General features: G+C 64.4%; 30 protein-coding genes. 14 read left to right on the forward strand and 16 right to left on the reverse strand.

From position 1 onward, the window contains the following. Positions 1-69: 69 nt before the first annotated feature. Both C7455_RS07985 and C7455_RS07990 read left to right on the forward strand, forming a co-directional pair. Complete coding sequence (locus C7455_RS07985; protein ID WP_146199956.1) at positions 70-333, forward strand: hypothetical protein; 264 nt, start codon at positions 70-72, stop codon at positions 331-333. Positions 334-796: 463 nt separating this feature from the next. Beyond that, a complete protein-coding gene (locus C7455_RS07990) occupies positions 797-1,537 on the forward strand; it encodes a TylF/MycF/NovP-related O-methyltransferase (protein ID WP_109667183.1) in 741 nt (246 codons plus the stop codon). Between the two features lie 44 nt (positions 1,538-1,581). On the opposite strand, the gene thyX is transcribed toward C7455_RS07990, so the two are convergent. After that, positions 1,582-2,487 carry an FAD-dependent thymidylate synthase gene (gene thyX, locus C7455_RS07995; RefSeq protein ID WP_109667185.1) on the reverse strand — a complete coding sequence of 302 codons (906 nt, stop codon included), beginning with the start codon at positions 2,485-2,487 and terminating at the stop codon, positions 1,582-1,584. 191 nt (positions 2,488-2,678) lie between these two features. On the opposite strand from thyX, the gene C7455_RS08000 reads away from it, so the two are divergent. Continuing rightward, positions 2,679-3,107 (forward strand): VOC family protein, encoded by a 429-nt coding sequence (locus tag C7455_RS08000; protein WP_109667186.1) that lies wholly within the window; start codon positions 2,679-2,681, stop codon positions 3,105-3,107. Beyond that, positions 3,104-3,802 (forward strand): DUF1194 domain-containing protein, encoded by a 699-nt coding sequence (locus tag C7455_RS08005; protein WP_109667188.1) that lies wholly within the window; start codon positions 3,104-3,106, stop codon positions 3,800-3,802. The genes C7455_RS08000 and C7455_RS08005 overlap by 4 nt, the downstream gene beginning before the upstream one ends. Positions 3,803-3,823: 21 nt before the next feature. Here C7455_RS08005 and C7455_RS08010 read toward each other — a convergent pair whose 3' ends face one another. The 5 genes from C7455_RS08010 to yajC are packed head-to-tail and all read right to left on the reverse strand — an operon-like array spanning position 3,824 to position 7,916. Further along, positions 3,824-4,177 (reverse strand): Mth938-like domain-containing protein, encoded by a 354-nt coding sequence (locus tag C7455_RS08010; RefSeq protein WP_109667189.1) that lies wholly within the window; start codon positions 4,175-4,177, stop codon positions 3,824-3,826. 13 nt (positions 4,178-4,190) lie between these two features. Next, on the reverse strand, positions 4,191-4,943 hold the full coding sequence (locus tag C7455_RS08015) for a sulfite exporter TauE/SafE family protein (RefSeq protein ID WP_109667191.1): 753 nt from the start codon (positions 4,941-4,943) through the stop codon (positions 4,191-4,193). Next, positions 4,936-5,904 carry a protein translocase subunit SecF gene (gene secF / locus C7455_RS08020; RefSeq protein ID WP_109667192.1) on the reverse strand — a complete coding sequence of 323 codons (969 nt, stop codon included), beginning with the start codon at positions 5,902-5,904 and terminating at the stop codon, positions 4,936-4,938. Before secF ends, C7455_RS08015 begins: the two co-directional genes overlap by 8 nt. Positions 5,905-5,907: 3 nt before the next feature. Next, positions 5,908-7,575, reverse strand: a complete 1,668-nt coding sequence (secD, locus tag C7455_RS08025; RefSeq protein WP_109667194.1) for a protein translocase subunit SecD — start codon at positions 7,573-7,575, stop codon at positions 5,908-5,910. Positions 7,576-7,628: 53 nt separating this feature from the next. After that, positions 7,629-7,916, reverse strand: coding sequence for a preprotein translocase subunit YajC (gene yajC, locus C7455_RS08030; RefSeq protein WP_109667196.1), 288 nt, complete (start codon positions 7,914-7,916; stop codon positions 7,629-7,631). Positions 7,917-8,256: 340 nt separating this feature from the next. On the opposite strand from yajC, the gene C7455_RS08035 reads away from it, so the two are divergent. Then, positions 8,257-8,658 (forward strand): DUF2177 family protein, encoded by a 402-nt coding sequence (locus tag C7455_RS08035; RefSeq protein WP_109667197.1) that lies wholly within the window; start codon positions 8,257-8,259, stop codon positions 8,656-8,658. Positions 8,659-8,781: 123 nt separating this feature from the next. On the opposite strand, the gene C7455_RS08040 is transcribed toward C7455_RS08035, so the two are convergent. After that, a complete protein-coding gene (locus C7455_RS08040; protein WP_109667199.1) occupies positions 8,782-8,991 on the reverse strand; it encodes a cold-shock protein in 210 nt (69 codons plus the stop codon). A gap of 181 nt (positions 8,992-9,172) precedes the next feature. Between C7455_RS08040 and C7455_RS08045 the strand changes: the two genes are divergently transcribed. Then, positions 9,173-9,493, forward strand: coding sequence for an arsenate reductase family protein (locus tag C7455_RS08045; protein WP_109667200.1), 321 nt, complete (start codon positions 9,173-9,175; stop codon positions 9,491-9,493). Here the strand turns inward: C7455_RS08045 and C7455_RS08050 are convergent. From C7455_RS08050 to C7455_RS08065, 4 genes are all read right to left on the reverse strand, one after another. After that, a complete protein-coding gene (locus C7455_RS08050) occupies positions 9,448-10,023 on the reverse strand; it encodes a DoxX family protein (RefSeq protein ID WP_109667202.1) in 576 nt (191 codons plus the stop codon). The two genes, C7455_RS08045 and C7455_RS08050, sit on opposite strands and share 46 nt — an antisense overlap. Before the next feature lie 11 nt (positions 10,024-10,034). Beyond that, positions 10,035-10,781 carry an HvfC/BufC N-terminal domain-containing protein gene (locus C7455_RS08055; protein WP_109667203.1) on the reverse strand — a complete coding sequence of 249 codons (747 nt, stop codon included), beginning with the start codon at positions 10,779-10,781 and terminating at the stop codon, positions 10,035-10,037. Next, positions 10,778-11,638 (reverse strand): MNIO family bufferin maturase, encoded by an 861-nt coding sequence (gene bufB, locus C7455_RS08060; protein WP_109667205.1) that lies wholly within the window; start codon positions 11,636-11,638, stop codon positions 10,778-10,780. The genes C7455_RS08055 and bufB overlap by 4 nt, the downstream gene beginning before the upstream one ends. A gap of 77 nt (positions 11,639-11,715) precedes the next feature. Continuing rightward, the gene (locus C7455_RS08065; RefSeq protein WP_109667206.1) at positions 11,716-12,063 is read right to left on the reverse strand and encodes a BufA1 family periplasmic bufferin-type metallophore; all 348 of its coding nucleotides are present in this window, start codon (positions 12,061-12,063) and stop codon (positions 11,716-11,718) included. 359 nt (positions 12,064-12,422) lie between these two features. Between C7455_RS08065 and C7455_RS08070 the strand changes: the two genes are divergently transcribed. Next, positions 12,423-12,791, forward strand: coding sequence for a hypothetical protein (locus tag C7455_RS08070; protein ID WP_109667208.1), 369 nt, complete (start codon positions 12,423-12,425; stop codon positions 12,789-12,791). A gap of 176 nt (positions 12,792-12,967) precedes the next feature. Next, positions 12,968-13,771, forward strand: coding sequence for a cobalamin B12-binding domain-containing protein (locus tag C7455_RS08075; RefSeq protein ID WP_170119031.1), 804 nt, complete (start codon positions 12,968-12,970; stop codon positions 13,769-13,771). A 5-nt stretch (positions 13,772-13,776) separates the two neighbouring features. Here C7455_RS08075 and C7455_RS08080 read toward each other — a convergent pair whose 3' ends face one another. Both C7455_RS08080 and thrS read right to left on the reverse strand, forming a co-directional pair. Then, a complete protein-coding gene (locus C7455_RS08080) occupies positions 13,777-14,793 on the reverse strand; it encodes a zinc-dependent alcohol dehydrogenase family protein (protein WP_109667211.1) in 1,017 nt (338 codons plus the stop codon). A gap of 97 nt (positions 14,794-14,890) precedes the next feature. Further along, complete coding sequence (gene thrS / locus C7455_RS08085) at positions 14,891-16,846, reverse strand: threonine--tRNA ligase (protein WP_109667212.1); 1,956 nt, start codon at positions 16,844-16,846, stop codon at positions 14,891-14,893. 218 nt (positions 16,847-17,064) lie between these two features. On the opposite strand from thrS, the gene C7455_RS08090 reads away from it, so the two are divergent. After that, a complete protein-coding gene (locus C7455_RS08090) occupies positions 17,065-17,814 on the forward strand; it encodes an alpha/beta hydrolase (RefSeq protein ID WP_109667552.1) in 750 nt (249 codons plus the stop codon). A 244-nt stretch (positions 17,815-18,058) separates the two neighbouring features. Beyond that, positions 18,059-19,006: a hypothetical protein gene (locus C7455_RS08095; protein ID WP_146199957.1), complete on the forward strand. Its 948-nt coding sequence runs from the start codon at positions 18,059-18,061 to the stop codon at positions 19,004-19,006. A 123-nt stretch (positions 19,007-19,129) separates the two neighbouring features. Here C7455_RS08095 and phaZ read toward each other — a convergent pair whose 3' ends face one another. Next, positions 19,130-20,392 (reverse strand): polyhydroxyalkanoate depolymerase, encoded by a 1,263-nt coding sequence (gene phaZ, locus C7455_RS08100; protein WP_109667215.1) that lies wholly within the window; start codon positions 20,390-20,392, stop codon positions 19,130-19,132. Between the two features lie 117 nt (positions 20,393-20,509). Here phaZ and phaC point away from each other — a divergent pair, with 117 nt between their 5' ends. From phaC to C7455_RS08120, 4 genes are all read left to right on the forward strand, one after another. Then, entirely contained in the window at positions 20,510-22,315 is a 1,806-nt protein-coding gene (gene phaC, locus C7455_RS08105) for a class I poly(R)-hydroxyalkanoic acid synthase (RefSeq protein WP_109667553.1), read from the forward strand. Between the two features lie 126 nt (positions 22,316-22,441). Then, positions 22,442-22,888: a Phasin gene (locus tag C7455_RS08110; protein ID WP_109667217.1), complete on the forward strand. Its 447-nt coding sequence runs from the start codon at positions 22,442-22,444 to the stop codon at positions 22,886-22,888. 202 nt (positions 22,889-23,090) lie between these two features. Continuing rightward, entirely contained in the window at positions 23,091-23,666 is a 576-nt protein-coding gene (phaR, locus tag C7455_RS08115) for a polyhydroxyalkanoate synthesis repressor PhaR (RefSeq protein ID WP_109667218.1), read from the forward strand. An 11-nt stretch (positions 23,667-23,677) separates the two neighbouring features. Beyond that, complete coding sequence (locus C7455_RS08120) at positions 23,678-23,992, forward strand: hypothetical protein (RefSeq protein ID WP_146199958.1); 315 nt, start codon at positions 23,678-23,680, stop codon at positions 23,990-23,992. A gap of 7 nt (positions 23,993-23,999) precedes the next feature. Here the strand turns inward: C7455_RS08120 and C7455_RS08125 are convergent, their stop codons facing one another. Beyond that, positions 24,000-25,367 carry an aminotransferase gene (locus C7455_RS08125; protein ID WP_109667221.1) on the reverse strand — a complete coding sequence of 456 codons (1,368 nt, stop codon included), beginning with the start codon at positions 25,365-25,367 and terminating at the stop codon, positions 24,000-24,002. 136 nt (positions 25,368-25,503) lie between these two features. Further along, positions 25,504-26,739, reverse strand: coding sequence for a DegT/DnrJ/EryC1/StrS family aminotransferase (locus C7455_RS08130; RefSeq protein ID WP_109667555.1), 1,236 nt, complete (start codon positions 26,737-26,739; stop codon positions 25,504-25,506). Positions 26,740-26,790: the final 51 nt, after the last annotated feature.

Raw genomic sequence — 26,790 nt, forward strand, 5'->3', positions numbered from 1 at the left:
GCGCGGGCGGCGGCGCGGCTTGACAGGGGCGGGGCGGCGGCGGTCTGCTGGCCGGAAAGGAGTCGCGCCTTGGGAGACTTCCTTGCCCTTTTGCTGGCCTATTACACCTGCGATGCGGCAGCGCAGGGGCAGCAGCCGCTCAGCCACGACCGGTTCGCCTGCGTCGAGACCTACGAGGCGGTGAAGGACTGGTTTGCGCCTCTGGACCCGTCGCCCATGGGCACCCCGGAATATGGGGCGGAGCGGATCGCCACCTATCGCGCGTTTACGGCGTGGGAGGCGGCGAATGCGGAACTGGTGGCGCAGTTGCGGGCGGAGGCGCGGGGGGAGTAGCGGGCGTGAATGGGTAGGTTGCGCCTTCAGGCGCACCGCAATACCGCTCGACGCCCTCACCAAGCCGGGCCATCGCCGAGCCGCGGGGAGGCGATCTGACCTTTGAGCCTTGCGCTTTATGGTGCCATGCCCGGACGACCTTTGGCCGGAGCGCCCACGTCACCAAATCGCCGCCCCGGGGGGCGGGTCGGCGATGGGCCGGCGTCCTGCGGACGCTGTTCGGCCCGGGGCGAGGAACTCCATCGTTTGGAGTTCCTCTAAATCAACCCGACGGACTCTGCTCTCCGCCTCGAGGTACAACTGAGCAATTGTTGGCCCGTTCGGAAACTTGGGTCCGTATTACCACGTAGGGGTATTGCAAGAATTGGGCCCCTAGTATAGGGATAGTCGGTAACAGCGGTAAAAATGGGCGCAAATATTTCCAGAATGTTCCGCGCAGTAATTTTGAAATTGAGGAGGAAAAATGGCTTTTGGAATTGGGCGTTATATAAAGAGAACACTTGGAATTAAGCGCAAGCCTAAAGTAAGGCGAGGTTATATTGGCGACGCGTTTTCCACGTGGTTTGTGAATTTGGATTTCATGGACGACCCTAATTTTTCATCTGCATGGTTAAAGGCTGAAAATGCTTATAAAAACAGCCCAATAGATGTCCCTGATATTAGGTGGAGGGCACATGTAGCTTTGTTTGCCGCAAGGCATGGCCTATCACTGGAGGGCGATTTTGTTGAGTGTGGAGTTGACAGTGGTTTGCTTTCAACCACTATTTGCAATAGCCTTGGATTCCAAAAAGTTCCAAAAAAGTTTTATCTCTTTGACACATTCAAGGGCATACCGACCGCGACAGAGTCAGAAAACACTAGAATGGGGTATTATGACAGCTACGAGGATGTCAGGCAAAACTTTCAGGAATTCCCCAACGTCGAACTGGTTAGGGGTATTTTGCCTGGTAGTCTTAGTGACTGCAAGATCAATAAAATATGTTACCTAAGCGTTGATCTGAATGTCGCTAAAACGGAACTTGAGGTTATTAATTCGCTTTGGGATAAAATATCGCCAACTGCCTTCATTGTAATCGATGACTACGGTTGGAAGCATCACTTTGAAACATATAATGTATGGAATAATTTTGCCAGATCTAAAAATACGATGGTTGCTACACTGCCAACAGGACAAGGACTTTTAATAAAACCTCATATGGGTTAAGTTGTCATACGTGAAGGGCTCTGTCGCAACAGAGCCGTTATCATTCACCCAAACACCCCCTCAAACTCCCGCCATTCCCCCTTGCTCATCCCGCTCGTCTCCTGCGTCACGTCCTCCCCCGCCAGACGCCGCCGGATCACCTCGAGCCCCTTGGCGCTCAGGTTCACGCCGCCCATCCGGTAATCGGCGAAGGCCGCATAGGCGAGCGGCACCCAATCGGCCACCAGCTTGCACATCAGTTCCGCATAGACCCGGATCTCGTATTGCGCATGGGCGTCCGCCCGTAGGCGCAGGAAGTGGAAAAGGTTGTGCAGGTCCACCTTCCAATACCATTGCGTGTAGATGTTCGCGGGCAGGTTCATCCGCGCCAGTTCGCGGGCCAGACCCTGCTGGCCATCCTGCGAAAGCATCGCCTCGTAATTGTCATAGGCGCGGCCTGCGTCGGATTTGAGCAACTCCAGCACGCGGGCGGCTTCCTCACCCTCCAGCACCGCGCCGCGGCCCTGATTGTTGACGGTGGATTGCGCCGCAAGGTTCTCGGGCGCGGGGATGTAAAACTCGCGGTCCAGGATCGAATAGCGCGCGGAATATTCGTTCACATTGGCGGTGCGGTGGCGGATCCACTGGCGGGCCACGAAGACGGGCAGCTTGACGTGGAACTTGACCTCGCACATCTCGAAGGGGGTCGAATGCCAGTGCCGCATCAGGTAGCGGATCAGTCCCTCGTCATTGCTGACATGCTTGGTGCCCGCCCCGTAGCTGACGCGCGCGGCCTGCACGATGGCGCTGTCGTCGCCCATGTAGTCGATGACGCGGACAAAGCCGTGATCGAGCACCGGATGGGCGGTGTAGAGATGCGCCTCCATCCCCTCGCTGACGGCGCGGAGCGTGGGGCGCGGGGTGGCGCGGGCGTCGGCGATCTCGGCCTGGGCTTCGGGGGTGAGGGGCATGGGCCACTCCTTTTCGGGCTTGGGGCATGGCGGGGCGAACCCCCATATCTTGCATTACGCAACCGCCACACCGCAAGATAAAGGGGGTGCGGCAGGGCGGTTTTACCCACAGGAAATTTACCGCCCGTCGGGGATGTGCCCGGACGCCACCCGCGCTAGGATCGGGCGCAAGGGACAAACCGGAAGGACAGATGATGCTGAAATACCTGCACACGATGGTGAGGGTGAAGGATCTGGAGAAATCCATGGCCTTCTACCAGCTGCTCGGCCTGCACGAGACGCGGCGGATCGAGAGTGAGAAGGGCCGCTTCACGCTGGTCTTCATGGCGCCCCCGAACCAACCCGAATGCCCGGTGGAACTGACCTACAACTGGGATGGCGACGAGGGCCTGCCGTCCGACAGCCGCCATTTCGGCCATCTCGCCTACCGGGTCGGCAATATCTACGAGCTCTGCCAGCACCTGATGGATCATGGCGTGACGATCAACCGCCCGCCCCGCGACGGGCACATGGCCTTTGTGCGCTCGCCCGACAACATCTCGGTCGAGTTGCTGCAGGAGGGCGAGGCGCTGGCCCCGGCCGAGCCTTGGGCCTCGATGCCCAACACGGGCCATTGGTGAGGACGGCGGCGGCCCTTGCCTTTGCGCTGGCCGCCAGCCCGGTGGCCGCGCAGGAGCAGTGCCGCCTTGCGCTTTTGCTAGGCGTCGATGTCTCGGCCTCGGTCGATGCGGGTGAATACCGCCAGCAACTGGACGGGATCGCCAGCGCGCTCATTGCGCCCGAGATCGTGGAGGCGTTCGTGAACGGTCCCGGCCCGGTGGCGTTGTCGATCTACGAATGGTCGGGGCGGTTTCAGCAGGACCTGATCGTGGACTGGACGCTGATCACCTCGGAGGAGGATCTGACGCGCATCGCCGAACGCCTTGCGCGTCAAACCCGCCGCCACGAGGATTTCCCGACCGCTCTGGGCTATGCGCTGGGCTATGCTGCGGAGCGTTTCGCGGTGGCGCCGCCCTGCCTGTTCCAGACGCTCGACATCTCGGGCGATGGTATCAACAATGACGGGTTCGGCCCTGCCGAAGCCTATGCGCATTTCCCCTTTGTCGGCATCACGGTGAACGGGCTGGCCATTGGCGGTGCTGCGCGCGGGATCGAGGAGTATTACCTCTCGGAGGTGATCCGCGGCCCCGGCGCCTTTGTCGAATACGCCGACAGCCATGATGATTTTGCCCGCGCCATGCGCCGCAAGCTGGAACGGGAACTTGGGGTGATGATCCTGGGCGGGCTGGCCCTGCCGACGGGGCAGTTGCCGTAGGGGTTGCCGGCATTGCCTCCGTCAGACCGGAAGCGCCGCCAGCCCCACGCGCCGCCCCTCGGACAAAAGCACGTTATACGTCCGGCAGGCCGCCGGGCTCGCCGCGATTTCCACCCCGAGACCCGCGCCTTCCAGCACGGCGCGCAGATCACGGGGGATTTGGGCGATCTCGGCCCCCGTCCCGATGAACAGCACGTCGATCTCGCCCGCAGCGGCGAGCAGGCGCGCGCGGTCGTCCTGGCCGCCCCAGCCAAACACGCCCGAGGGCAGGATGATGACCGCGCCCTGCACGATCTCGCCGCCGATGCGGAAGAACCCGGGGCCATAGGCATCCACCGGGCGGCTGTCGTCGTATGTCACCTCGTTCATGCGCATGGTTCGGTTCTCCTCATCTCCAGATCGGCAGGCCCACCAGCGCCGAGGCACCGATGATCGCATAGGCCACGCGGCGATATAACCCCTCGCGCCCCGGATCGAACAGCGCCTGACCGATCCGGTTGCCCAAGGCATAGGGCACCACCAGCACCAGACCAAGCCACAGTGCCTCGGGCCTGAGCAGGCCCTGCAGCCAGAGTTGCGGCAACAAGAGCGCCGAGGATAGCGTCAGGAACACCAGCGTGTTGGCGCGCGTCACCGCGGCGGGCGCGCCCGCGCCGAGGTTGAACAAGATCACCACCGGCCCGGTCAGCCCCGTGGCGCCGCCCACGACGCCTGTCGCAGCCCCCACGCCCAGACGTGCGCCGGTGCGCGGCGCTGTCTTCATGCGCCAGCCCGCGACCAGCGCCGCCAGCGTCAGCAGCACAAGACCCGACACCGCCCATTGGATCACCGTCTCGTCCGCTGAGCGCAGCATCCATACCCCCACTGGAAAGCCCGCCATCGCCGCCAACAGCAATTGCCCAAGTGCCCGCTTGTCGGTCTGGCCAAAGGCACGCGGCACCACCGTGACAAGCGATGACAGCGCCGTCACTGAAAACGCGGCGACGGCCAGTTCCGGTGCCACCAGCGACACGGCCACGGGAAGGAAGATCAGCGCGGCACCAAAGCCCGCGAACCCAAACACCGTGCCCGCAACCGTCACTGCCAGCAAAAGCCCCCAAAGCCCCGGCAGCGCCAGCGCCGCCGAAAGCCCCTCAGGCATCTATGTTGGAAAACTGCGTGCCGGCCTTGCCATCGGGCTTGGACCAGTCGCGCTTGACCCCGATCATCAGCACCACGTTCTTGGCGACATAGATCGAGGAATAGGTGCCCACGATCACGCCCCAGAAGATGGCGAAGACAAAGCCGCGGATGACGTCGCCGCCAAGGATCAGCAGGGCTGCAAGAGCAACCAGTGTCGTGCCCGACGTCATCAGGGTGCGCGACAGCGTCTCGTTCGCGCTGAGGTTCATGACCTCTTGCAGCGGCCGCGTCTTGTATTTGATCAGGTTCTCGCGCAGCCGGTCGAAGATCACCACGGTGTCGTTGATCGAATAGCCCACGATGGTCAGCAGCGCCGCGATGGTGGCCAGATCGAAGCGGATCTGAAGCAGCGAAAACACCCCGATCGTCAGCACGATGTCATGGACCAGCGCCACCACGGCGCCGACGGAGAACTGCCATTCGAAGCGCAGCCAGATGTAAACGAGGATCGCGCCGAGCGAGGCGAGCACGGCGATGATGGCCGTGGTGATCAACTCGCCCGAGACCTTGGGGCCCACGGATTCCACGCTGGGAAAGCTCATCGCAGGATAGACCGTGCGCAGCGCGTCCTGCACTGCGGTGATGGTTTCAGGGGTGACGCTTTCCTGCCCCTCCTGCGCCTGGATGCGGATCATGGCGACGTTCTCGTCGGGGCCGAAGGTTGGGTCGAAGACTTCGGTGATCGACACATCGCCCAGCGCCAGCGCATCCAGCGCGGCGCGGTAGGCCGCCACATCCACGGGCTGCGAGGATTCCGTCCGGATCGTGGTTCCGCCAAGGAAGTCGATGCCAAAATTCAGCCCCATGCTGAACCAGATTCCCAGCGACAGCACCATCGCCACCATGGACGCGCCGAAGGTCAGGCGCGCATATTTGAAGAAGTCGATGTTGGTTTCTTGGGGGACAAGGCGCAGGCGCATGGTTCAGACCTCGATTGTCTTGGGGCGACGCAGCTCGAACCAGGTCACGATGATCAGTCGGGTCACGTAGATCGCGGTGAAGACCGAGGTGATGATCCCGATCCCCAGCGTCACCGAGAAGCCGCGCACCGGGCCGGAACCCAGCGTGAACAAGATCACGGCGATGATGAAGGTCGTGAGGTTGGAGTCGATGATCGCCGACAGCGCGCGGGAATAGCCCAGTTCGATGGCCCGCGCCGGTCCCTTGGCGGTTTTCAGCTCCTCGCGGATGCGCTCGAAAACCAGCACGTTGGCGTCGACCGCCATGCCGATGGTCAGCACGATCCCCGCGATGCCCGGGAGGGTCAGCGTCGCTCCGATCAGCGACAGCACACCGAAGATCAGGCCGACGTTGAGGATCAGCGCGATGGAGGCGAAGACCCCGAAGAGCCCATAGCTGAGCACCATGAAGACCAGAACGGCGGAGAAGGCCACCAGCGCCGCCGTCTCGCCCGCCGCGATGCTGTCGGCGCCCAGTTCCGGGCCGATGGTGCGTTCCTCGAGGAAGACCATTTCTGCTGGCAGCGCGCCCGCACGCAGCAAGATGGACAGTTCGGTCGATTCCGCCACGGTGAAATTGCCCGTGATCTGGCCAGAGCCGCCCGTGATGGCCGAACGTATGATGGGGGCCGAGATCACCTCGTCATCCAGCACGATGGCGAAGGGCGCGCCGATGTTGGCGGTGGTATAGGCGCCGAAATCCCGCGCGCCCCGCGGGTTGAAGCGAAAGGTCACCGCCGGTTGCCCGGTCTGCTGGTCGAAAGTCGGCTGGCTGTCGACCAGATCGTCACCGGTCACCACGGGCGTCTGTTCGAGGATATAGAAGGCCCCCGGCTCATCGAGCGATGGCAGCAGGATCTGGCGCGCATCGACGCGCGCCTCGGGGTCGGTCGTGCGCCGCACGACGGGATGAAAGGTCAGGCGCGCGGTGGTGCCGATCAGGTCCTTGAGCTCCTGCGCCGAGCCGATGCCGGGCACCTGGATCAAGATGCGGTCGGTGCCCTGGCGCTGGATCGTCGGTTCGCGCGTGCCGGCCTCGTCAACGCGGCGGCGCACGATTTCCACCGATTGCTGCATGGTGCGATCGTCGGTCGCCTGACGCTCGGCTTCGGACAGCGTGACAACGACGGTATCGCCGTCGCCCCGCACGTCAAGCGTGGGGGAGCCTACGCCGGTCAACCCGATCACCGGCGTCGCCAGGGTGCGCACGGCGGAAACGGCTGCTGCAATTCCCTCGGGCTGGCTGATGCGGACCCGCAGTTCGCCCGGGGCCGCATTCTCGCGCCGGATCGTGCCGACCTGATCGCGCGCGTCGCGCAGCACGTCGCGCACATCGGGCCAGAGCCCATCGATCCGCGCCTCGTAGACGTCGGCGACCTGCACCTCGGCCAGCAGATGCGCGCCGCCCCGCAGGTCGAGACCAAGGTTCACCAGCGTCGAGGGCAGGATATCGGGCCAAAGCGCCCGTTCCGCCGCCAGAGCATCGGTGATGACGCCCGTATCCTCGATTACGGCTGTGGCATCATTGTGCCGCTCGACCCGATCGTAGAACAGGTTGGGCATGGCGAAGGACAGCCCCGCCAGCACCACGAGCATGATCACCAGCCGGTTCCACAACGGGATCTGCAACATCAGTCAGGGCCCTTTCGGAAGGTCCGGGTCCGGGGGGCGAAAGCCCCGCGGGATCAGTCGTTGGCGGCTGCCGGTTCCGTCTTGGAGCGGACCTGCGCGATGGTCGGGCGCAGGACGCGCACCTTCATGCCGGTGGTCAGTTCGACCTCGACCTCGGCATCGTCCTTCACCTTCGTGATCTTGCCGATCAACCCGCCCGCTGTCACGATCTCGTCGCCCCGGCGCAGGGCCGCGATCATTGCCTGATGCTCCTTCACCTTCTTTTGCTGCGGACGGATCAGCAAGAAATACATGATCACGAAGATCAGGATGAGGGGGACGAACTGGGCGAAGGCTTCCATGTCTCGGGCGGTCCTTTGTGGCATATCGGGCGCGCAAGGCGCGGCCCCTGTCGAAATCCGGCGCACCCTACTTTCAGGGTTGTGGGAAGGCAAGGCGCGGTCAGGGGCAGATGGGCGCAAACGGCAAGCGGCGCAAGGGGGTGAAGGGGCGCGGGCGGCGGGACCGGGCTGTGTGCCTGCCGGGCGCTTGCAGGCGCGCGGGCTTGGCCCTGCCGTCGGCCGGAAGGCGCGCCGGTTTCCCCGGCCCTCGGGCCTGCACGCAGGCAAGCAGACGGCGCGCCCTCGACAGCAGGGGCCCGCTGCCCTACGTCCCACTCAGATCGTTGGTGCCGGAGCGCAGATGTCCCTTGTTGTCCTCTTCCTTGTGACCAGTGCCATTTTCCTTGTGGCAGATGCGATCATGCTGCGGTCGGTGATCCAGCCGGTCTTTGCGCGCCACCTTGGCGACGGGCTGTACGATGGGTTCCGGCTGCTGCCCGCCATCTTGTTCTACTTCACCTACATGTTCGGGGTGATCTACTTCGCCTCATGGCCTGCGCTGCGCGACGGGGTGCCGGTGCAGGCGCTGATGAATGGCGCCATCCTCGGCTTTCTCGCCTATGGGACCTATGAATTCACGTCATGGGCCGTGATGCGCGATTGGCACCCTCAGATGGTGGCGATAGATCTGGCATGGGGAACGGCTGTGACGGCGGTTGCCGCTTGGGGCGGTGTCATGGCCGCACGCGCGCTTGCTGGCTGACGTGATGCAAGCCGATTGAACCGTGGCGTGCCGGCGTTACCCCTGTGCCGTTGCCAGACCGAAGCCGCAATGCCGATTTCGACGACCGGCGGTCGTTCGCGCCAGACTGACGGCCGATCCGCCTCAGCCGATCTTGCGCAGTTCCACCGCCGATTCGCGGCCGTCGCGGCCTGCCCGCAGTTCGTAGCTAAGCTTGGTATTGTCGGGCAGGTCGGTCAGCCCCGCGCGCTCCACGGCGGAGATATGGACGAAGACGTCCTTGCCGCCGTCATCGGGCGCGATGAAGCCGAACCCCTTTGTGGTGTTGAACCATTTCACGGTGCCTGTGGGCATCGGTCTGTCTTTCCCTCATTGGTCCATGGTGTGATTGCACTCCATGGCGCGCAATCGCCAAAAAAGGATGGCGCGAGGTGCTGAAAAAGCAAGATGATGGCACCCGGACGGCGCAAGGGCCGGGCAGGTTTTTGCGCAAGGCGTGCAACCTTGGGCGCGGGCTGCTGAAAAAGAGGGCAAGATGAAGGTTTACGGACTTAAAACCTGCGACACCTGTCGCGCTGCGGTCAAGGCACTGACGGGACAGGGTGCGGTTCTGATCGATATCCGCGAGACACCGCTGGACGTCGCAACGCGGGCGCGGTTTCTGGCGGAATTCGGCGATGCGCTGGTCAATCGCCGCTCGACCACATGGAAGGGTCTGTCTGATGCTGAGCGCGCGGACGCGCCCGAACCCCTTCTGGCCGCGCATCCCGCGTTGATGAAACGGCCCGTGATCGACGCGGACGGCGCGCTTTACCTCGGCTGGGACGCGGGCGTGAGGGCCGCGCTGGGCGTCTGACGCCGGGCCAGAGCCGCATCGACCGATAGCGGCCCCGCGCCCTTGAGCACCAGATAGACCAGCGGGAACAGCCACAGCAGGCGTGTGTCGATCAGGCCATTGGCGTGGCGGTCAAACAGGCTGCCAAGGGCCGCGCCATGGCCCATCACGTCGACCCATGTCTGCACCAGCACGAAGCCCGACATTCCCAGCGCGGCCAGACGGGTGAACAGGCCGATCAGCAACAGGATCGGCAACAGGAATTCCGTCCAGGTGCCGAAGAACACGATCAACTTCGGGAACAGGCCCAAGGCCGAGGGGTCGTAGCCCACCGCGTCGAACACGCGCGGCAAGATCTGGACATAGGCGCCGGTCGAGAGCGTGAAGAGGCCCGACAACCCGTCGCCCAGCTTGGTCAGGCCGGAATTCCAGTAATAGAGGAACAGGACCGCCACGAAGATGAACCGCGCCAGCGTCGGCAGCAGGGTAGGCGCGACATGGGTCTCGAGCGCATCGAAAATCCGGGCGTGAAGCGCGATGAGGGACTGCATGGGAAATCCTTTCAGGAGTGGCGGTCGGGCTCGCCCGTCAAGGCGCCGGAGGTGAAGAACAAGGTCACAAGCGCCGCGATATCGGCTTTGGGATGATCGGCGAGCGTGCGCGTCATCGCGTCCGACAGGGTCAGACGGCCCTTGAGAGCGCGGGCAAAGGTCAGGCCACCCGGCGGCAAAAGGTAGGGCATAGGGTCAAACCCTTTGCGCGCGAGCAGCACATCTTGTGCGCCCGGCGCGGGTTTCGGCGCACCCTCGGTCGTGTTGTAGCGCCATATGCCGTGGACCGGGTGGCGCGAGGACAGGACCAGCGTGGCAGGCGCCAGCCGCGGGCTAAGCGCCATGACGGCGGCGGGGTCGATCCCCGTGGTGTCGAAAGGCGCGGCATCGGCGGCATGGTAGGATTGCCGCAACCCCAGATCGAGACGCGCCACATCGGGCAGGTAGCGCAGATGCGCGACCGGGGCAAAGCGCGCCAGAAAGCCAGGGAAGCTCGTGCCGTAAAGCGCCAGCCGCGGATCCGCGGGCGGGTTGGCGCGCAGGTAGACGCCCGCCATCGCCTTGAAGAAGTCATCCCCCACCAGCTTGGCGATTGTGGGAAAGCCGGTTTCCAGCGCCTGCGTCAGCGAGACGGCGACATTGTTGCGGTACACGTCGAAGCGCTTGCCCGCAGACCCGCCGAACGGGTTCCTCAGCGCCTTGGGTGCGGGCTGGGCGGGGTCAAGCAGAGCTGCGCCGAACTGGCCTTGACCGCTCATCGCGTCACCTCGGCAGCCTGCAAGATGGCCGTGGCCCGCGCGGCCTCGTCCAGCAACTCGGGCAGGGGCGGCACGTCGGTGTCCCATTCGATCAGCGTGGGCCGTGGGCCGCCGCGGGCGATGGTGTGAGCGTAAAGCGTCCAGACCGGGTCCACGACCGGTCGGCCATGGCTGTCGATCAGAAGCGGGCGGTCCTGGTCGTCGGTATCCTCGTCATGGCCGCCCAGATGGATCTCGCCCACGGCATCGAGCGGGAAGGCGTCGATATAGGCGCGCGCGTCCCAGCCCTGATTGGTGGCCGACACGAAGACGTTGTTCACATCGAGCAACAGCCCGCAGCCGGTGCGCCGCGCCAGTTCGGCGAGGAATTCGACCTCCGCCATCTCGCTGTCGGCAAAGGCCAGATAGGTTGAGGGGTTTTCCAGCAGCATGCGCCGCCCAAGCGTAGTCTGCACCTCGTCGATATGCACGGCGACGCGGGTCAGGGTCGCGGCGGTATAGGGCAGGGGCAGAAGATCGTTCAGGAACCCGGTGTCATGGGTCGACCAAGCCAGATGTTCCGAAAAGCTGGCGGGCTGCAGCCAGCCGCACAGGTGCCGCAGCCGCGCAAGATGGTCGCGGTCAAGCGCACGCTCGCCCCCGATCGACAGGCCGACGCCATGAACCGAGATCGGAAAGCGTTCGGCCAGCGCGCGCAGTTGCGCCAAGGGGCGGCCGCCATTGCCCATGTAGTTCTCGGCATGAACCTCCAGCCATGCAACGGGGCCCGGGGCCTCGATCAGACCGGCGAAATGTCGCGATTTGAAGCCGATGCCGGCAGCAAGCGGAAGGGCACGGGGGGCGGTTGTGTCAAGCATGTCGGGGGTCCGGCTGGTCAGACAGGGGTGCGGTTCCGGGTGGGGATCCCGGAACCGCGGGGATGCGTCGGTCAGGCTCAGACCGGACGCAGGACCGAGGTGTCGGTCCCTTCGGGCAGGTCGCGCGCGAGACCTTCGAAGCCTTCGGCCTCGAGCGCCTCGAGGGTCATGCCCATGCGGCCATCGGGCAGTTCGATGTCGCCGCAGGTGCCGACGGGGACGAGCGTCCAGGCATTGCCCTGATAGTCAACGGTCGAGGTGCCGGCGCAGGTCGTGCCGGGGCCGGCGGCGCAGTCGTTTTCGCCCGCAAGGCTGACGCCAAAGCACTTTTCATTGGCCTGCGCCTGCGCTTCGGTCACGCCATGGGCGGAGACGGCGGCGGCAACAGCACCCAGCAGGGCGAGGGATTTCGTGGCGGTGGTCATGGTTGGTCTAGCTCCCGAATGGTCGATGACAGGGGTCACGATTACGCGCCGCCCTTTGAGTGGCGGACAAACGAAAGTTGCGCAGGACAGCCGATCAAACGCCAATCACAGCCGCGTGGCCCACGATTGCGTTACGGGCCGTGACGCGGCTGTGAGCGCGAGGCCCAAAAACTAATGTTCAAAAACAAATGTATGATCCTCGTCTTGAGGTTCTGACGCAGCGTCAACTGTCGCCTTGTGTCAGCGGCCAGGGGGGAATGGGCGAATATGTTTCACCGTATGCCCGTTTGGTCGATGTCCTTTTTCCGCAGCGCTCCCATCTCTATCTGGTGCCCTGAGTCGCACGAAAGGAAACCTAAATGCGCAACGCTGCCCTCGTGCTGGGCCTGATCGGTGGGTTGATTGCCATGGTCGTGGGCTTTTTCGTTTATGGCTATGTCGTCTTCGTCGACTGGTTCGGCGAGGTTCCCGACCTCGCCCGGCAACTGCCCGATCCCCAGATGAAAAAGACGGTCTCGCTGATCGCACCCATCCTTGGGATCGCCGGGGCCGCGATGGCGCGGTCGCGGGCGCTATGGGGCGGGCTTTTGATGCTGGCCGCGGCGGGCGGCATTTATCACGGCTTGGGTTTTGGCGTCTTCACGATGTTTCCCATCGCTTGCCTCGGGCTTGGCGGTTTCCTCGCGCTGGCCGCGGGCAGGCCGGACGAGGAAAAGGCGCATTTCTGACCCTCCGGCAGGGGTGTCCGCTCGGCTTGGTGAAATATTTTTCTGTGCAAATTTTGCACAGTGCAACTTGACTCGCGCCCGATCCTGTTGCGCCATGGTGGCAGGGATGTCCGCTGCCCGTGCTGACGCGCGGTTATCCCGCTGCTGTTGCATGTCGGCTGACGGGAGACGGCACGGTGAGACAGAGCAAAGACGACGAGGCGCGTGCGCAGGCGGGGCGCGACACCGCAGACAGCGCGACCGATGCGGGGTCGGAGGCGGGCGGCGTCAATCCCGGATCGGTCGAATGGCTGGCCCGTGCGGCGATAGCCCGACTGGCGCGCGAAGCGGCGGAGCGTGCCGGGGCTTCGGCCCCGCCTCTGCCCGACAGCGTGGTTGCCAGCTTTTGCGATCATCTTGTCGCGGGCGACTACGCAGCGGCCGAGGCGGTGGTGCGACGCCTGACCACCCACAGCCAGGATTATGCCAAGATCGCGGATGGCTTGCTGTCTCGTGCCGCGCGTCGGCTGGGCGAGGGCTGGGAGGCCGACAAACTGTCCTTCGCCGATGTCTCGGTCGCCATCGCACAGATCTTCCGCCTCAACCAGGCGTTCCGGCAACGCAATGTGCCCTTCGTCCGTGGGCCGGAACGGTTGGGCATTTTCGCCACCATCCCGGGCCAGCCCCATAACCTCGGGCTTGTGCTGGCGGCCGAGGCCTTTCGCGGCGAAGGCTGGCAGATCGACCTGCGCCTCGACACGCCCGCACGTGACATCATCGACATCGTCCGCCGCCAGCGCCCCGGGCTGATCGGTCTGACCATCAGCCGCGAGGACAGGCGGCACCAGATGGCCCACCTGATCCTGAGCCTGCGCGCCCTGCCGTTGCCGATCCGGATCATGCTGGGCGGGCGCGGGGCGCTTGGCCTCGCGCGCATCCTGCCGCGCGGGCATGTCGACCGTGTCGTGACCGATATCACCTCGGCGCTGCGCGAAGCCTGAGGGCATCAATCGCCGATGCGGATGCAGATATTGCCGAAAACCGATTGCGTCTCGAGTATCCGGAACGCGTCCGGTGCTTTGGCGAAGGGAAGGGTCTGACCGACCACCGGACGCAGCCCATGTTGCCCGATGGCGCGGCTCAACGCGGCAAGGCCCTGCCGGGACCCCACCGTGACCGCGCGCAGCGTCAATTGCCGGGTCAGGATGGCGGGCAGGAAGATCTCGGCCCGGTTGCCGGTCACATTGCCGATCAAGATGATCTGACCGCCCACCCGGGTGCAGCGGATCGTATCGGGCAGGGTCGCGGCGCCGCCCAGTTCCAGCACCCGGTCCGCGCCCATCCCGTCCGTCGCCGCACGCACGCAGGCCGCCCAATCGGGCGTCGCGCCCCGGTCGATCACCAGATCCGCCCCAAGACCGGCGACCTGTGCGGCACGCTCGGGCGTTGAGGTGGTGACGATCACCCGCGCGCCGGCGGCCTTGGCCAGTTGCACCGCCATCAAGGCCACGCCGCCGGTGCCCAGCACCAGAACCACCTCGCCGGGGCAGATCTGTGGCGCGGCCATGAGCGCGCTCCAGGCGGTCAGGCCGGCGCAGGGCAGGGTGGCGGCCTCGGCATCGCTCAGGTGGTCGGGCACCGGCACGACGGTCGCGGCGGGAAAGACGCAGGCCGTCGCCAGCACGCCGTCGAGCGGTCCGCCCAGCCGCCCGGCCTCCAGATCGTCAGGGGGCGGCCCGCCGTCCCAATGCTGGAAGAAGGCAGGGCAGACGCGGGTGCCGGGGGGCAAGCCGGTCACGCCCGGCCCAGTTGCGGCCACGACCCCCACCCCATCCGAAAGCGGGATCAGCGGTGGTTGAACCCGGCGGCCGTGCTGGCCGCGCAGGACGACAAGGTCGCGGTAGTTCAGCGCCGCCGCGCGCATCTCCAGCAGCACCTCGCCCGCGCCGGGCACGGGATCGGGCAGCTCGACAAGCCGGAGGTTCTCGAACCCGAACCCACCCTCGAAGCGCCACGCCTTCATGCAACCCCTCCCCCTTGGCCTTCCCTGTTTCGGGACTACCCCGGGGAAGACGCAGGCCCAAGCCCGCGACGGGGGCAGGGCCCCCGATTGCGCGCGCTCAGCCCGGCGTGCGCAGGTCAGGCGGCACGGCTTCGGCGGCAAGCTCGGCTACGACCTCGGCCAGCGGGCGCAGTTGCGTCTGCGTCTCGCCCAGACGGCGCAGCGTGACGGTGCCTGCCTCGACCTCGTTGCGGCCGATGGCGAGGATCACGGGCACCTTGCCCACGGAATGCTCGCGGATCTTGTAGTTGATCTTTTCATTGCGGACATCGGCCTCGGCCCGGATGCCTTTGGCCTGCAACTGCGCCACGGCCTGATGAACGGCATCATCGGCCTCGGACACGATGGAGGCGACGACAACTTGACGCGGCGCAAGCCAGAAGGGCAGGCGGCCGGCATGTTCCTCGATCAAGATGCCGATGAAGCGTTCGAAGGATCCAAGGCAGGCGCGGTGCAGCATGACGGGTCGGTGTTTCTCGCCATCGGGGCCGATGTAGCTAGCATCCAGTCGTTCGGGCAGGACGAAATCGACCTGATGTGTGCCGCATTGCCATTTGCGGCCGATGGCGTCGGTGAGCGTGAATTCCAGCTTGGGCCCGTAGAAGGCGCCTTCGCCGGGGTTGACCACCGGCTCGATCCCCGCGGCGCGGGTGGCGGAGAGGAGGGCGGCCTCGGCCTTGTCCCAGACTTCGTCGCTGCCTGCGCGTTGTTCGGGGCGCGTGGAGAACAGGACCTCGAAATCCGGAAAGCCGAGGTCGCGGTAGATGTTCGACAAGAAGGTGATGAAGCGCGCGGTCTCGGCCTCGATCTGTTCCTCGGTACAGAAAATATGGGCGTCATCTTGCACGAAGCCGCGCACGCGCATGATCCCGTGCAGCGCGCCCGAGGGCTCGTAGCGGTTGCACGAGCCGAATTCTGCCATGCGCAGCGGCAGGTCGCGGTAGGATTTCATGCCGACATTGAAGATCTGGACGTGGCAGGGGCAGTTCATCGGCTTGAGCGCATTCACGGCCTTTTCGCGGGCGTGGTCCTCGTCCACTTCCACGATGAACATGTTTTCCTGATATTTTTCCCAGTGGCCCGAGGCTTCCCACAGCTTGCGTTCGACGACCTGCGGAGTGTTGACCTCGACATAGCCGCCGCGGCGCTGCTGGCGGCGCATGTAGTCTTGCAGCGTGGTGTAGACGGTCCAGCCGTTAGGGTGCCAGAAGATCTGTCCGCGCGCCTCTTCTTGCATGTGGAAGAGGTTCATCTCGCGGCCCAAGCGGCGATGGTCGCGCTTTTCCGCCTCTTCCAGAAAGGTCAGATGCGCCTTGAGGTCGTCGCGGTTCTGGAAGGCCGCGCCATAGATGCGTTGCAGCATCGGGCGGCTCGAGTCGCCGCGCCAGTATGCGCCCGCGACCTTCATCAGCTTGAAGGCGTCGGCGGGCAATTGGCCCGTGTGGCTCAGGTGCGGGCCGCGGCACAGGTCCTGCCAAGCCCCATGCCAATACATGCGGATCGGCTGGCCTTCGGGGATCATGCCCACCAGTTCCACCTTGTAGGGCTCGCCCGAGGCCTCGTAATGCGCGATGGCGCGGTCGCGGTCCCAGATCTCGGTGTTGACCGGATCGCGCAGGTTGATAATCTCGCGCATCTTGGCCTCGATCTGGCCAAGGTCTTCTGGGGTGAAGGGATCCGTGCGGTCAAAGTCGTAGTACCAGCCATTCTCGATCACTGGGCCAATGGTGACGCGCACGTCAGGCCAGATCTCCTGCACAGCGCGGGCCATCACATGTGCCATGTCGTGGCGGATGAGTTCGAGGGCTTGGGGCGCGTCCTTCATCGTGTGCAGCGCGATGGTCGCGTCGCCTTCGATCGGCCATTGCAGGTCGAAAGGAGCCCCGTTCACGGTTGCGGAAATCGCGGCTTTTTCCAACGATTTGGAGATCGAGGCGGCGACCTGCCCGGGCGTCGTGCCGGCGGGGTAGTCGCGCGCGTTGCCATCAGGGAAGGTCAGGGTGATCTGGGCCATCGGTCGGCCTCCTCGTCGGTTTGGCGCCTACTGAACGCCCGGCTGCGGGTATGTCGTGCGGCTTTCTGGCCAAGCCGCGCGGCGAAGTCAACGGTGGGTCGCGGGCCCCATGCTGGGCGGGCGGGCAGCAACCCGCGCATGGGACGGGCGGGTGCCCGACGGGGGATTGCCCCGGTCGCGGTCCTGCCGCAGGGTCGCGCCAACGAGCGGAGGCAATGATGGCAGAGCCGGACTTTCTTGACACGCCGCAGGGGCGGCGCATCGCGTGGCACCGGTTTTCGGGGCGCGAACCCGGTGTGGTATTTCTGGGCGGTCTGCGCTCGGACATGACGGGCACAAAGGCAGCGCATCTGGAGGATTGGGCGCGGCGCAGCGGGCGGGCCTTTTTGCGTTTCGATTATTCGGGGCATGGCGCGAGCAGCGGCGCTTTCACCGAGGGATGCGTCGGCGACTGGGCCGAGGATGCGCAGGCCGCGATCGAGGCGCTGACCGAGGGGCCGCTGGTGCTGGTTGGCTCCTCGATGGGCGGATGGATCAGCCTGCTTCTGGCCAAGCGGATGCCCGGGCGGGTGGCAGGGCTGGTGACCATCGCCGCCGCCCCCGATTTCACCGAGGACGGTATGTGGGCCGACTGGTCCGAAGACCAGCGCCGCGCTTGCATGGAGGCGGGACAGGTCGCGCTGCCGTCCGACTACGGCGCGGATATGATCATCACCCGCCGCATGATCGAGGACGGGCGCGATCACCTTGTCTTGCGAACCCCCCTTGCCCTGCCGATCCCGGTGCGGCTGTTGCAAGGCACCGCCGATGCCGATGTGCCGATGGCCGTGGCGCTCAGGCTTCTCGACCATCTGAAAGGCGACGATATCCGGCTGGAACTGGTCAAGGGGGCCGATCACCGGTTTTCAGATCCCGGGTGCCTCGCCACGATCACCCGCGCGGTCGAGGAAGTGCTGGCGCGTATCTAGCCTGTCGCGGGACATCCACTGCCGTTCGGTTTCGCCGCCACGCCAGGGCGGGCAGGGGGCGGCCCCCGCACCAAGCCAGAGAGGGGGGCGATCCCTTCCAGCCTCTCGCCGCGGATCACACCCAGACACCCGCGATGACCGCGAGGGTGGTGCAGCCCATCCACGACCAGACGACGGTTGCACGGGAGAACCGGGCCGAGTTGGACCGTGGACCGGTGCGGGGCGGCAGGTTACAGTTTAGTCCATGACTCGCGCCTTGCCCTTCGCCGCTGCCTTGGTTTGCCTGCCCGTGATGGTCATGGGCCAGACTTGGCAAAACATCGCCGCCGATACCGGCGGGCTGATCTATGCGGGCACGGTCGCACCGGAATATTCGCTGACATTCACCTGCAACGCGCCCTCGCCGCAACGCCGCTCCCTGATCGAGACCGACGATCACGAGACGATCCTGAACGGCCCTTTCGCCATGTTCATCACCCTGAGTGCGGAGCTTGTGCGGCCGGTCGAGGGTGGAGTTCTGCCTGCGGTGACAGTGACGTTGGACGGAACGGGCTACCGCCTGCCGCCGCTGCGGTGGGACGAGCTTTATGGTGAATGGATGGTGGAACTGGCCATGGCCGATCCGTTGTTCGGGGCCTTGGCTGCGGCCTCTGATCTGGTGCTGGACAGCGGCGTGGGGGCGGCTTGGCGCTATCCTGTTGACGGGCTGGCCGAGGGGGTGGGCACCGCGATGTCGGCCTGTGCGACGGGGTGGGTGCAGGCGGGGTTTGCCTTGCCGGCCCAATTGGGCGCGGCCGCACCGGTGGCACAGCCCGCTATGGCGGGCCTGATGACGGCCGAGATCGACGCCCATCTGCGCCGCGAATGTGCAGCGCCCTACACGATCACCGATCGGGCCATCGCAGGCCATGACCTTGACCGCGACGGGGTGCCCGACCGAATCCTCGACTGGGCGGGTGTGACCTGCGGCGGTGCCATCGCGCGGCCCTATTGCGGCGCGGCCAATTGTTCGATCGACGTGTTCTTGTCGAGCCGTCCGGGCGACCCGCAGTCTTTTCTCGGCGTGGGCTACACCGTCACGCAGGCGGTCAATGGCGCGCCGGGCCTGCGTTTTGGCGGCACGGCGGGGGCCTGTGCGCGGGGCGAATGCGATCGCGTGTTCTGGTGGGACGGCAGCCGGTTCCGGGACTGATCCACCCCTGTGGATGTGTCGGGGGATGGATTGCAAAAGTGGAAGTCTGGCCCGGAAACTTGGCCAATGCCGCGCAGGGATTGCCGGATTTAGGACATCCCTGCGCGTGGCTTGAGTGGTGGATCAGCCGACCGCGCGCACCGGTGTCTTGGGGGCGTCGCAATTGGCGTCGATGAAATCCAGCACCAACGGCCGGATCTTGTTGCGCCAGCTCTTGCCTGCGAAGATGCCGTAATGACCGGCCTCAGGTTCAAGGTAGCTCGCCTTTTTCGAGGCGGGCAGACCGGTGCACAGATCAAGCGCCGCGACGCATTGGCCGGGGGCGGAAATGTCATCCTTGCCGCCTTCGACGGTCTTGACGGCCACGGTGGTGATCTTGCCGATATCGACGCGCTTGCCGTCGACGGTAAAGCGGTTCTGCGCGATCTCGAGGCCCTTGAAGATGCGCTCGACGGTCGAGAGGTAGAACTCCGCCGTCATGTCCATCACGGCAAGGTATTCGTCGTAGAACTTGTTATGCTTGTCGTGGTCGCTCGCTTCGCCCTTGGCCACGCGGATCACCTGATCGCGGAAGGCGGTGGCGTGTTTCTCGGCGTTCATGGCCATGAACGACGACAGCTGCTGCAGGCCCGGATAGACCATGCGTCCCGCGCCGGCATATTTGAAGCCCACGCGCTGCAGGACGAATTTCTCGAGCTGCCCCATGGAAACCCGATTGCCGAAATCGGTCACGTCAGTGGCGGCCGCGTCGGGGTTGATCGGCCCGCCGATCAGCGTCAGCGACCGGGGTTGGGCGGTCGGATCTTCCTCGGCCAGATAGGCGGTCGCGGCCAGCGCCAGCGGCGCGGGTTGGCAGACGGCGATCACATGGCTGTCAGGCCCCATCGCGCGCAGGAATTCGACGAGGTAAAGCGTGTAATCCTCGATGTCGAACTTGCCGGCGCTGACCGGAATGTCACGCGCATTGTGCCAGTCGGTGATATAGATGTCGCAATCGGGCAGCAGGCTGAGGACCGTGGATCGCAGGAGCGTGGCGTAATGCCCCGACATCGGAGCAACCAGCAAGACCTTGCGCCCCGTCGGCGCGCGGCCATGCACCTTGAACCGGATCAGGTCGCCAAACGGCCGCGTCACGACACGGTCGACAGACACCATGTGATCGCGGCCGTCATCGGCGGGAATGGAATGGATGCCCCAGTCGGGCTTCACGGCCATCCGCGCAAAGCTGCGTTCCGTGACCTCGCCCCATGCGGCGGTCATCTGGATCATTGGATTGGCGAACAGGCCAAGCTGGGGATAGGAACACATCGCACGCGCGGTCGAGCCCATCCATTGGTTCGTCACGCGCATCGATTCCATGATGTCATAGGTGAGCATGTAGCGCATCGGCGTCTCCTGCCAGACAACCGGGGAGGAAATTCCGCACCCGGATCAAATCGTCGCTTTGCCCCCTCACCACGGCATCGCTAGGGTTGAGTGAACCATCGGAAAGGTAAAATCAAGGTGGCACGAGAAGATGCACAGGAGCCTGTGGTGGGTGAGAACCTCGACCGCCTGAACCAGAACCTCGCCCGGATCGAGGATCTGTCCAAACGCCTTGTTGCCGCCCTGAGCGCGCGCAAGCCCGGCGATGCCGGTCTGTCCGGGCCCGGGCAGGACCTGTATCTCAAGGCAGGCATGGCGATGTGGCAAGAGATGCTGACCAACCCGGCCAAGCTGATGGAACAGCAGGTGCAGTATTGGGGACAGGCGCTGACCCATTACGCCGAGGTTCAAAAGGAACTGGCGCAGGGCCATCTCGTCTTGCAGGAGGAAGATGACCTGCCCTCTGACAAGCGGTTTTCCAACCCCTTGTGGAAGACGCATCCCTATTTCAACTTCATCAAGCGCCAGTATCTGACCTCCGCCCAGGCGATGCAGAAGGCGGTGGATGAGCTGGAGGGGTTGACGCCCCGCGACAAGAAGCGGGTGGAGTTCTTCGCCAGCCAGATCATCGATCTGTTTTCGCCGACCAATTATCTCGCCACCAATCCGGACGCGCTGGAAAAGGCGGTCGAGACCGAGGGCGAGAGTCTGGTGAAGGGGCTTGAGAACCTCGTGCGCGATCTCGAGGCGCGGCATGGAGAAATCTTGCCGACGCTGGCCGACCCGACGGCCTTTCACGTCGGCGAGAATCTGGCCACCGCCAAGGGATCAGTCGTGTTCCGCAACGCGATGATGGAGCTGATCCAATATGCGCCGACAACGGAAACGGTGCATCAGACGCCGCTTTTGATCTTTCCGCCCTGGATCAACCGCTTCTACATCCTTGATCTCAAGCCGCAGAACTCGCTGATCCAGTGGATCGTCGACCAAGGCTACACGCTCTTCGTGGTAAGCTGGAAGAACCCCGATGCCAGCTATGCCGACACCGGCTTCGAAACCTACATCGAGGATGGTTATCTCAAGGCCATCGACACGGTCTGCGAGATCACGGGCGAAACACAGATCAACGCGGTCGGCTATTGCGTGGCGGGGACCACGCTGGCGCTGACGCTGGCGCTCAAGGCCAAACGCGGGCAGTCCCGGGTGAAATCAGCCACCTTCTTCACCACGCTGACCGATTTCATCGATCAGGGCGAATTCACGCCCTTTCTCGACGATGATTTCGTCGCTGCCATCGAACGACAGGTCGAAGAAACCGGCTATCTCGACAGCTATTACATGTCCAAGACCTTCAGCTATCTGCGGGCCAAGGATCTGGTCTATGGGCCCGCCGTGCGCAGCTACATGATGGGCGAGGCTCCGCCGGCCTTTGACCTTTTGTTCTGGAACGGCGATTCGACCAATCTGCCGGGCAAGATGACCGTGCAGTATCTGCGCGGCCTGTGTCAGAAGAACGGGTTCGCGGGCGACGGCTTCGACCTGATGGGCGAAAAGCTGCATGTCTCCGATGTGACCCTGCCGATCTGCGCCATCGCCTGCGAAACCGATCACATCGCCGCCTGGAAGGACAGTTTCCGCGGGATCGTGCAGATGGGGTCGCGCGACAAGACCTTCATCTTGTCGGAATCGGGCCATATCGCGGGCATCGTGAATCCGCCCAGCAAGAAGAAATACGGTCATTGGCGCGGGCCCGAGGCGATCGGCACGCCCGCCCTGTGGAAAGAGGCAGCCGCCTATCACGAAGGGTCGTGGTGGCCGTTCTGGGACGGCTGGTTGAGCGCGCGCTCGGGCGAGAAGGTGCCCGCACGCACGCCCGGCACCAAGGAATTTCCGGTCCTTGCCAGCGCCCCGGGCACCTATGTCCGCGAGAAGGTCGAGGGCTGAGTCGCGGCTTGCCCCTACGTCATGCTGCAGTGCAGAAAAAACTTGACATGCCGCACTGCAGCATTTATGTGAGGGTCATACGCAAGTATCGCCCCATGACCCGGGGCATGACCCTGGAGAAGACCAATGGCTACCAAGACCCCCGATTTCACCAAGACCATGACCGAGATGATGTCCGCCTTCCCGATGGACATGTCGGCCATGAACGACGCCTTCAAATCCTCGGCCGCGATGGGCGAGAAGATGTCGAAGGTGATGCTCGATGCTGCGGAGAAGTCGACCGAGATTTCGTCGAAGTGGACGAAAGACACCATCGCCAAGCTGGCCGATGTCACCGCCGTCAAGTCCGAGCCGACCGACTACACCAAGTCGATGACCGATTTCGCTTCGGCACAGGCCGAAATGGCTGCCGAGACCATGGCCGCCTTCGCTGAAGTCGCCAAGAAAGTTCAGATGGAAACCGTCGAACTGATGATGGCTGCCGGCAAGGAAGCCACCGAGGAGGCGACCGCCGCCGTCAAGAAGGCCACCGCCGAGGTGACCACCGCTGCCAAGAAAGCCGCCGCGAAGTAATTGCTGCGCCGCGTTTCGTGCCGGTGTCCTCCCCACCGGCATGAACACCAGAAGGGCAGGCCTGAACAGGGCCTGCCCTTCGCCATTCCTGCGGGTGTTTCTGCCCCTGCACAATAAATTTGCATTTCCCCGTCATGCGGCTAGGCTGGCCCATGCTGCAGCGTGCAGGGTTGTGCTGCACCGCGGGAAGGGACAGGGATAGATGTCGAAGGCGCGTCCGGATACCAGTGAGCCGCTGCTGATCAAGCGCTATGCCAGCCGCAGGCTCTATAACACAGAAACGTCGGATTATGTGACGCTCGAGGATATCGCGGGCTTCATCCGCGCGGGCCGCGAGGTCAAGATCGTGGACCTGAAATCGGGCGACGATCTGACCCGGCAGTATCTGTTGCAGATCATCGCCGAACACGAGAGCCGGGGCGACACCATTCTGCCCATATCCGTGCTGAACGATTTGGTGCGCAGCTACACCAATCAGGCCGGGTCGGTCGTCCCCGATTTCCTGACCATGTCCTTCGAGATGTTGAAACAGGGCCAGTCGAAGATGGTCGAGAACATGACAGCGATGAACCCGATGGCCAAGATGCCGGGCTTCGAGGCGATGCGCGCCCAGCAGGAGGTTTTCCTCAAGGCGATGACCGGCGGGCTTGGCACGCAATGGTCCGCGCCCGGCAAGGATGCCGACGAGGGGACTGACGCGGACAAATCCGCCGCCGAAGAGCTTGATGAGATCAAGCGTCAGCTGGCCGATCTGCAATCCAAGCTCAGCAAGATGTAAGGGGGCCTGTCGTGCCAATGCCGCGCGCCGCGCTGGCGCTTTCGCTTGCCGTGCCGGTGCTTTCTGGCTGTGGGTTCTTTGGCAATTTGATCGCCCCTCGTTCCCCTGAACCGGGGCCATCGCAAAGCGTCTACCGCGCCGCGATGGCGGATTTCTCGGATTGCGCCACGACGACCGATCTTGCCACCCGCGCGGCCATCGCCGGACGTCTGGCGCAGGCGGCAGCCACACTACAGGCTGAGACGCGGCCGACCGATCCAGACCATTTCTTCATGACCGACCGCGTCAGCGCCGCCGCCGAATATTGCACGGCAGCAGCCCGCTGAACCGGCCTCAGGCGAGATCGGCGAAGACCTGCTTCAGGGCGGCATCGAGTTTGGCGAACATCTCGTCCATCTGCGCGTCCGTCAGCGTGAACGCCGGGCAAAGCACGATCCCTTGGCCCAGCGGGCGGCAGATCAGCCCGTGATCGGTGCAGGTGTTGGCGATACGCTCGCTGACCGACAGGTTGCCCGCGAAAGGCGTTTTCGTCGCGCGATCCTGCACGGCCTCCAGCGCCCACATGTAGCCGATGCCGCGCAATTCCCCGATATTGGGGTGTTTGGCGATCTCGCGCAGGCCCGTCTCCATCCGTGGCGCGCCCGCGCGGACCATGTCCAGAAGCCCCTCGTTCAGCACCACGTCGATGGCTTTCAGCGCCACCGCGCAGCCCACGGGATGGCCCGAGGCCGTAAATCCGTGGGGAAATTCCTCGATCGGGTCGATGGCGGCCTGCAGGCGGTCGGTCATCTCGGGGCCGAGGATCACCGCGCCCATCGGGAAATACCCCGCCGTCAGCGCCTTGGAGGAGATGATGGCGTCAGGCACGAAATCATAGGTCTGGCTGCCCCAGACATTGCCCGTGCGCCCGAAGCCGCAGATCACCTCGTCCGCGATCAGGGGGATGTTGTGCTTGCGCAAGATCGGCTGGATCGCCTGGAAATAGCCCGCCGAGGGCGGAATGACGCCGCCCGCGCCCATCACGGGTTCGGCGAAGAAACCGGCGATCGTGTCGGCGCCTTCCCGCGCGATGACCTCTTCCAGTTCCGCCGCAAGCCTTGCGGTGAACTGCGCCTCGGTCTCGCCCTCGTGGCCGAAGCGCCAGTAATGCGGGCAGGTGAGGTGGAGAAAACCGGGCAGCGGCAGGCCGAAGACGGAATTGTAGGGCTTGCCCGTCATCGAGGCGGAAATGGCGGTGACGCCATGATAGCCGTTCCAGCGGGTCAGGATCTTGGTCGCCTGCGGGCGATCCTCGGCCCGGTTCATGAACCACAGCATCTTGACCATGGTGTCATTCGCCTCGGACCCCGAGTTGGTGTAGAACACCTTGCCGCGGGGATAGGGCGAAACCTCGATCAGCTTTTCCGACAACGCCACGGTCTGGTCGGACATGCGCCCGAAAAAGGCGTGATAGCCGGGGAACCGGTCGTATTGCGCCTTGGCGGCCTCCGCGAGGCCCTTGTGGTCGAAACCCGCGACCATGTTCCACAAGCCCGAATTGGCGTCGAGGTAGCGCTTGCCGTTAGTGTCGACGATGTAGGGCCCCTCGCCATGCGTGATCACGACCGTACCCCGTTCCCGGACCGAGGGCAGGTCGGTGAAACCATAGAGCGAATGCGCCTCGGCGCGGGCTTCCCAGGAATTGGGGGCGTGGTCGTTCATGGCGCTCTCCTGCAATCGGTCTGAGCGGCAAGCTAGCCGCGTGGGCGCGCCGCGGCAATCGCGGCCGGGCAAAATGACACGGCCCGGCGAGGGTGCGCCGGGCCGTGTTAGGCCGTGGTTTCACAATGACCTTGCGTCAGGTGCCGTAGGCGCGGGTTTCACCCTTCACATCCTCGGCCGCCGCGATCAGCGCGTCGACGATGAAGTCGAGCTCCGCCTTGGTCAGGCGCACGGGCAGGCGCACGTCGCAGGCGCGCATCAGCATGGCGCGGGTCTGCGGCAGATCCTGCCGCTCTCCCGGAATGAACTGCCAGTTCCAGAAAGCGCGCGCATTGTCGGTCGACAGGCCAAAGATCTGCACCTTGACCCCGCGCGCCTCGGCGGCGGCGCCAAAGGCCTTGGCCTCGGCATCGGTGGCGAAGCCCACAAGGTTGAACTGGATCGAGTCGGGCGCGCGATCCTCGGGCGGCAGCGGCGGGGGCACGTGCAGCCAAGGCGAGGTGTTGAGCTGACCTGCCACATAGTCGTGGTTCCTGAGCCCGTCGCGCACGCGGCGCGCAAGCTCGGGGATTTGCGGGCGGATCACGGCGGCGGACAGGTTCTGCAGCCGCATGTTGTAGAGCGGCAGCTGATTTTGCCAGCGCGCAAAGGCCAGCGCAAGTTCGGGGTCGTTCTGCCCCTCGGGTCCCTTGTGCTTTTTCCAGTTGTGCTCATACGCGCCCGACATGATGACGGCGCGCGCGACCAGATCGGCGTCGTCGGTGATCAAGATGCCACCCTCGCCCGCGTTGATCATCTTGTAGGACTGGAAGCTGAAACAGCCCATCTTGCCGATGGTGCCGATTTTCTTGCCATGCCACAGCGTGCCGAGCGAATGGGCCGCATCCTCGATCACGGGGATGTCGCGCGCGTCACACAACGCCATGATCGCGTCCATGTCCGATGTGTGGCCGCGCATGTGGCTGATGATGACGGCGCCGATGGTGTCGTCGAGCTTGGCCTCGAAGTCGGCCATGTCGATGCGGTAATTCTCGCCCACCTCGACCAGCACAGGCTGGCAAAACGCGTGAACGACAGCCGAAGGCACGGCGGCGAAGGTGAAGGCGGGGACCAGAACCCGGGAGCCGGGCGCAAGGTCGAGCGCGCGCAGCGCAAGGAAGATCGCGGCGGAACAAGACGATACGGCGAGCGCGTATTTGACGCCCATCATGTCGGCGAACTCACGCTCCAGCAAAGCCACGGGCGCGTCGGCGGGTGCCGTGTAGCGGAACAGGTCGCCCGATTGCAGCAGGCGGTCGATTTCGGCGCGGGCCGCGGCCGGGATCGGTTCGGCATCATAGACGTTCGGGGCCTGCGCCTCGGAGACGTGCATCGCCATGGTTTCACCTTTTCGAAATGTCCCTTTCGGAAATACTTATACTGT

Origin of the sequence: Roseicyclus mahoneyensis (genome assembly GCF_003148775.1) — a bacterium.
GTDB lineage: Bacteria > Pseudomonadota > Alphaproteobacteria > Rhodobacterales > Rhodobacteraceae > Roseicyclus > Roseicyclus mahoneyensis.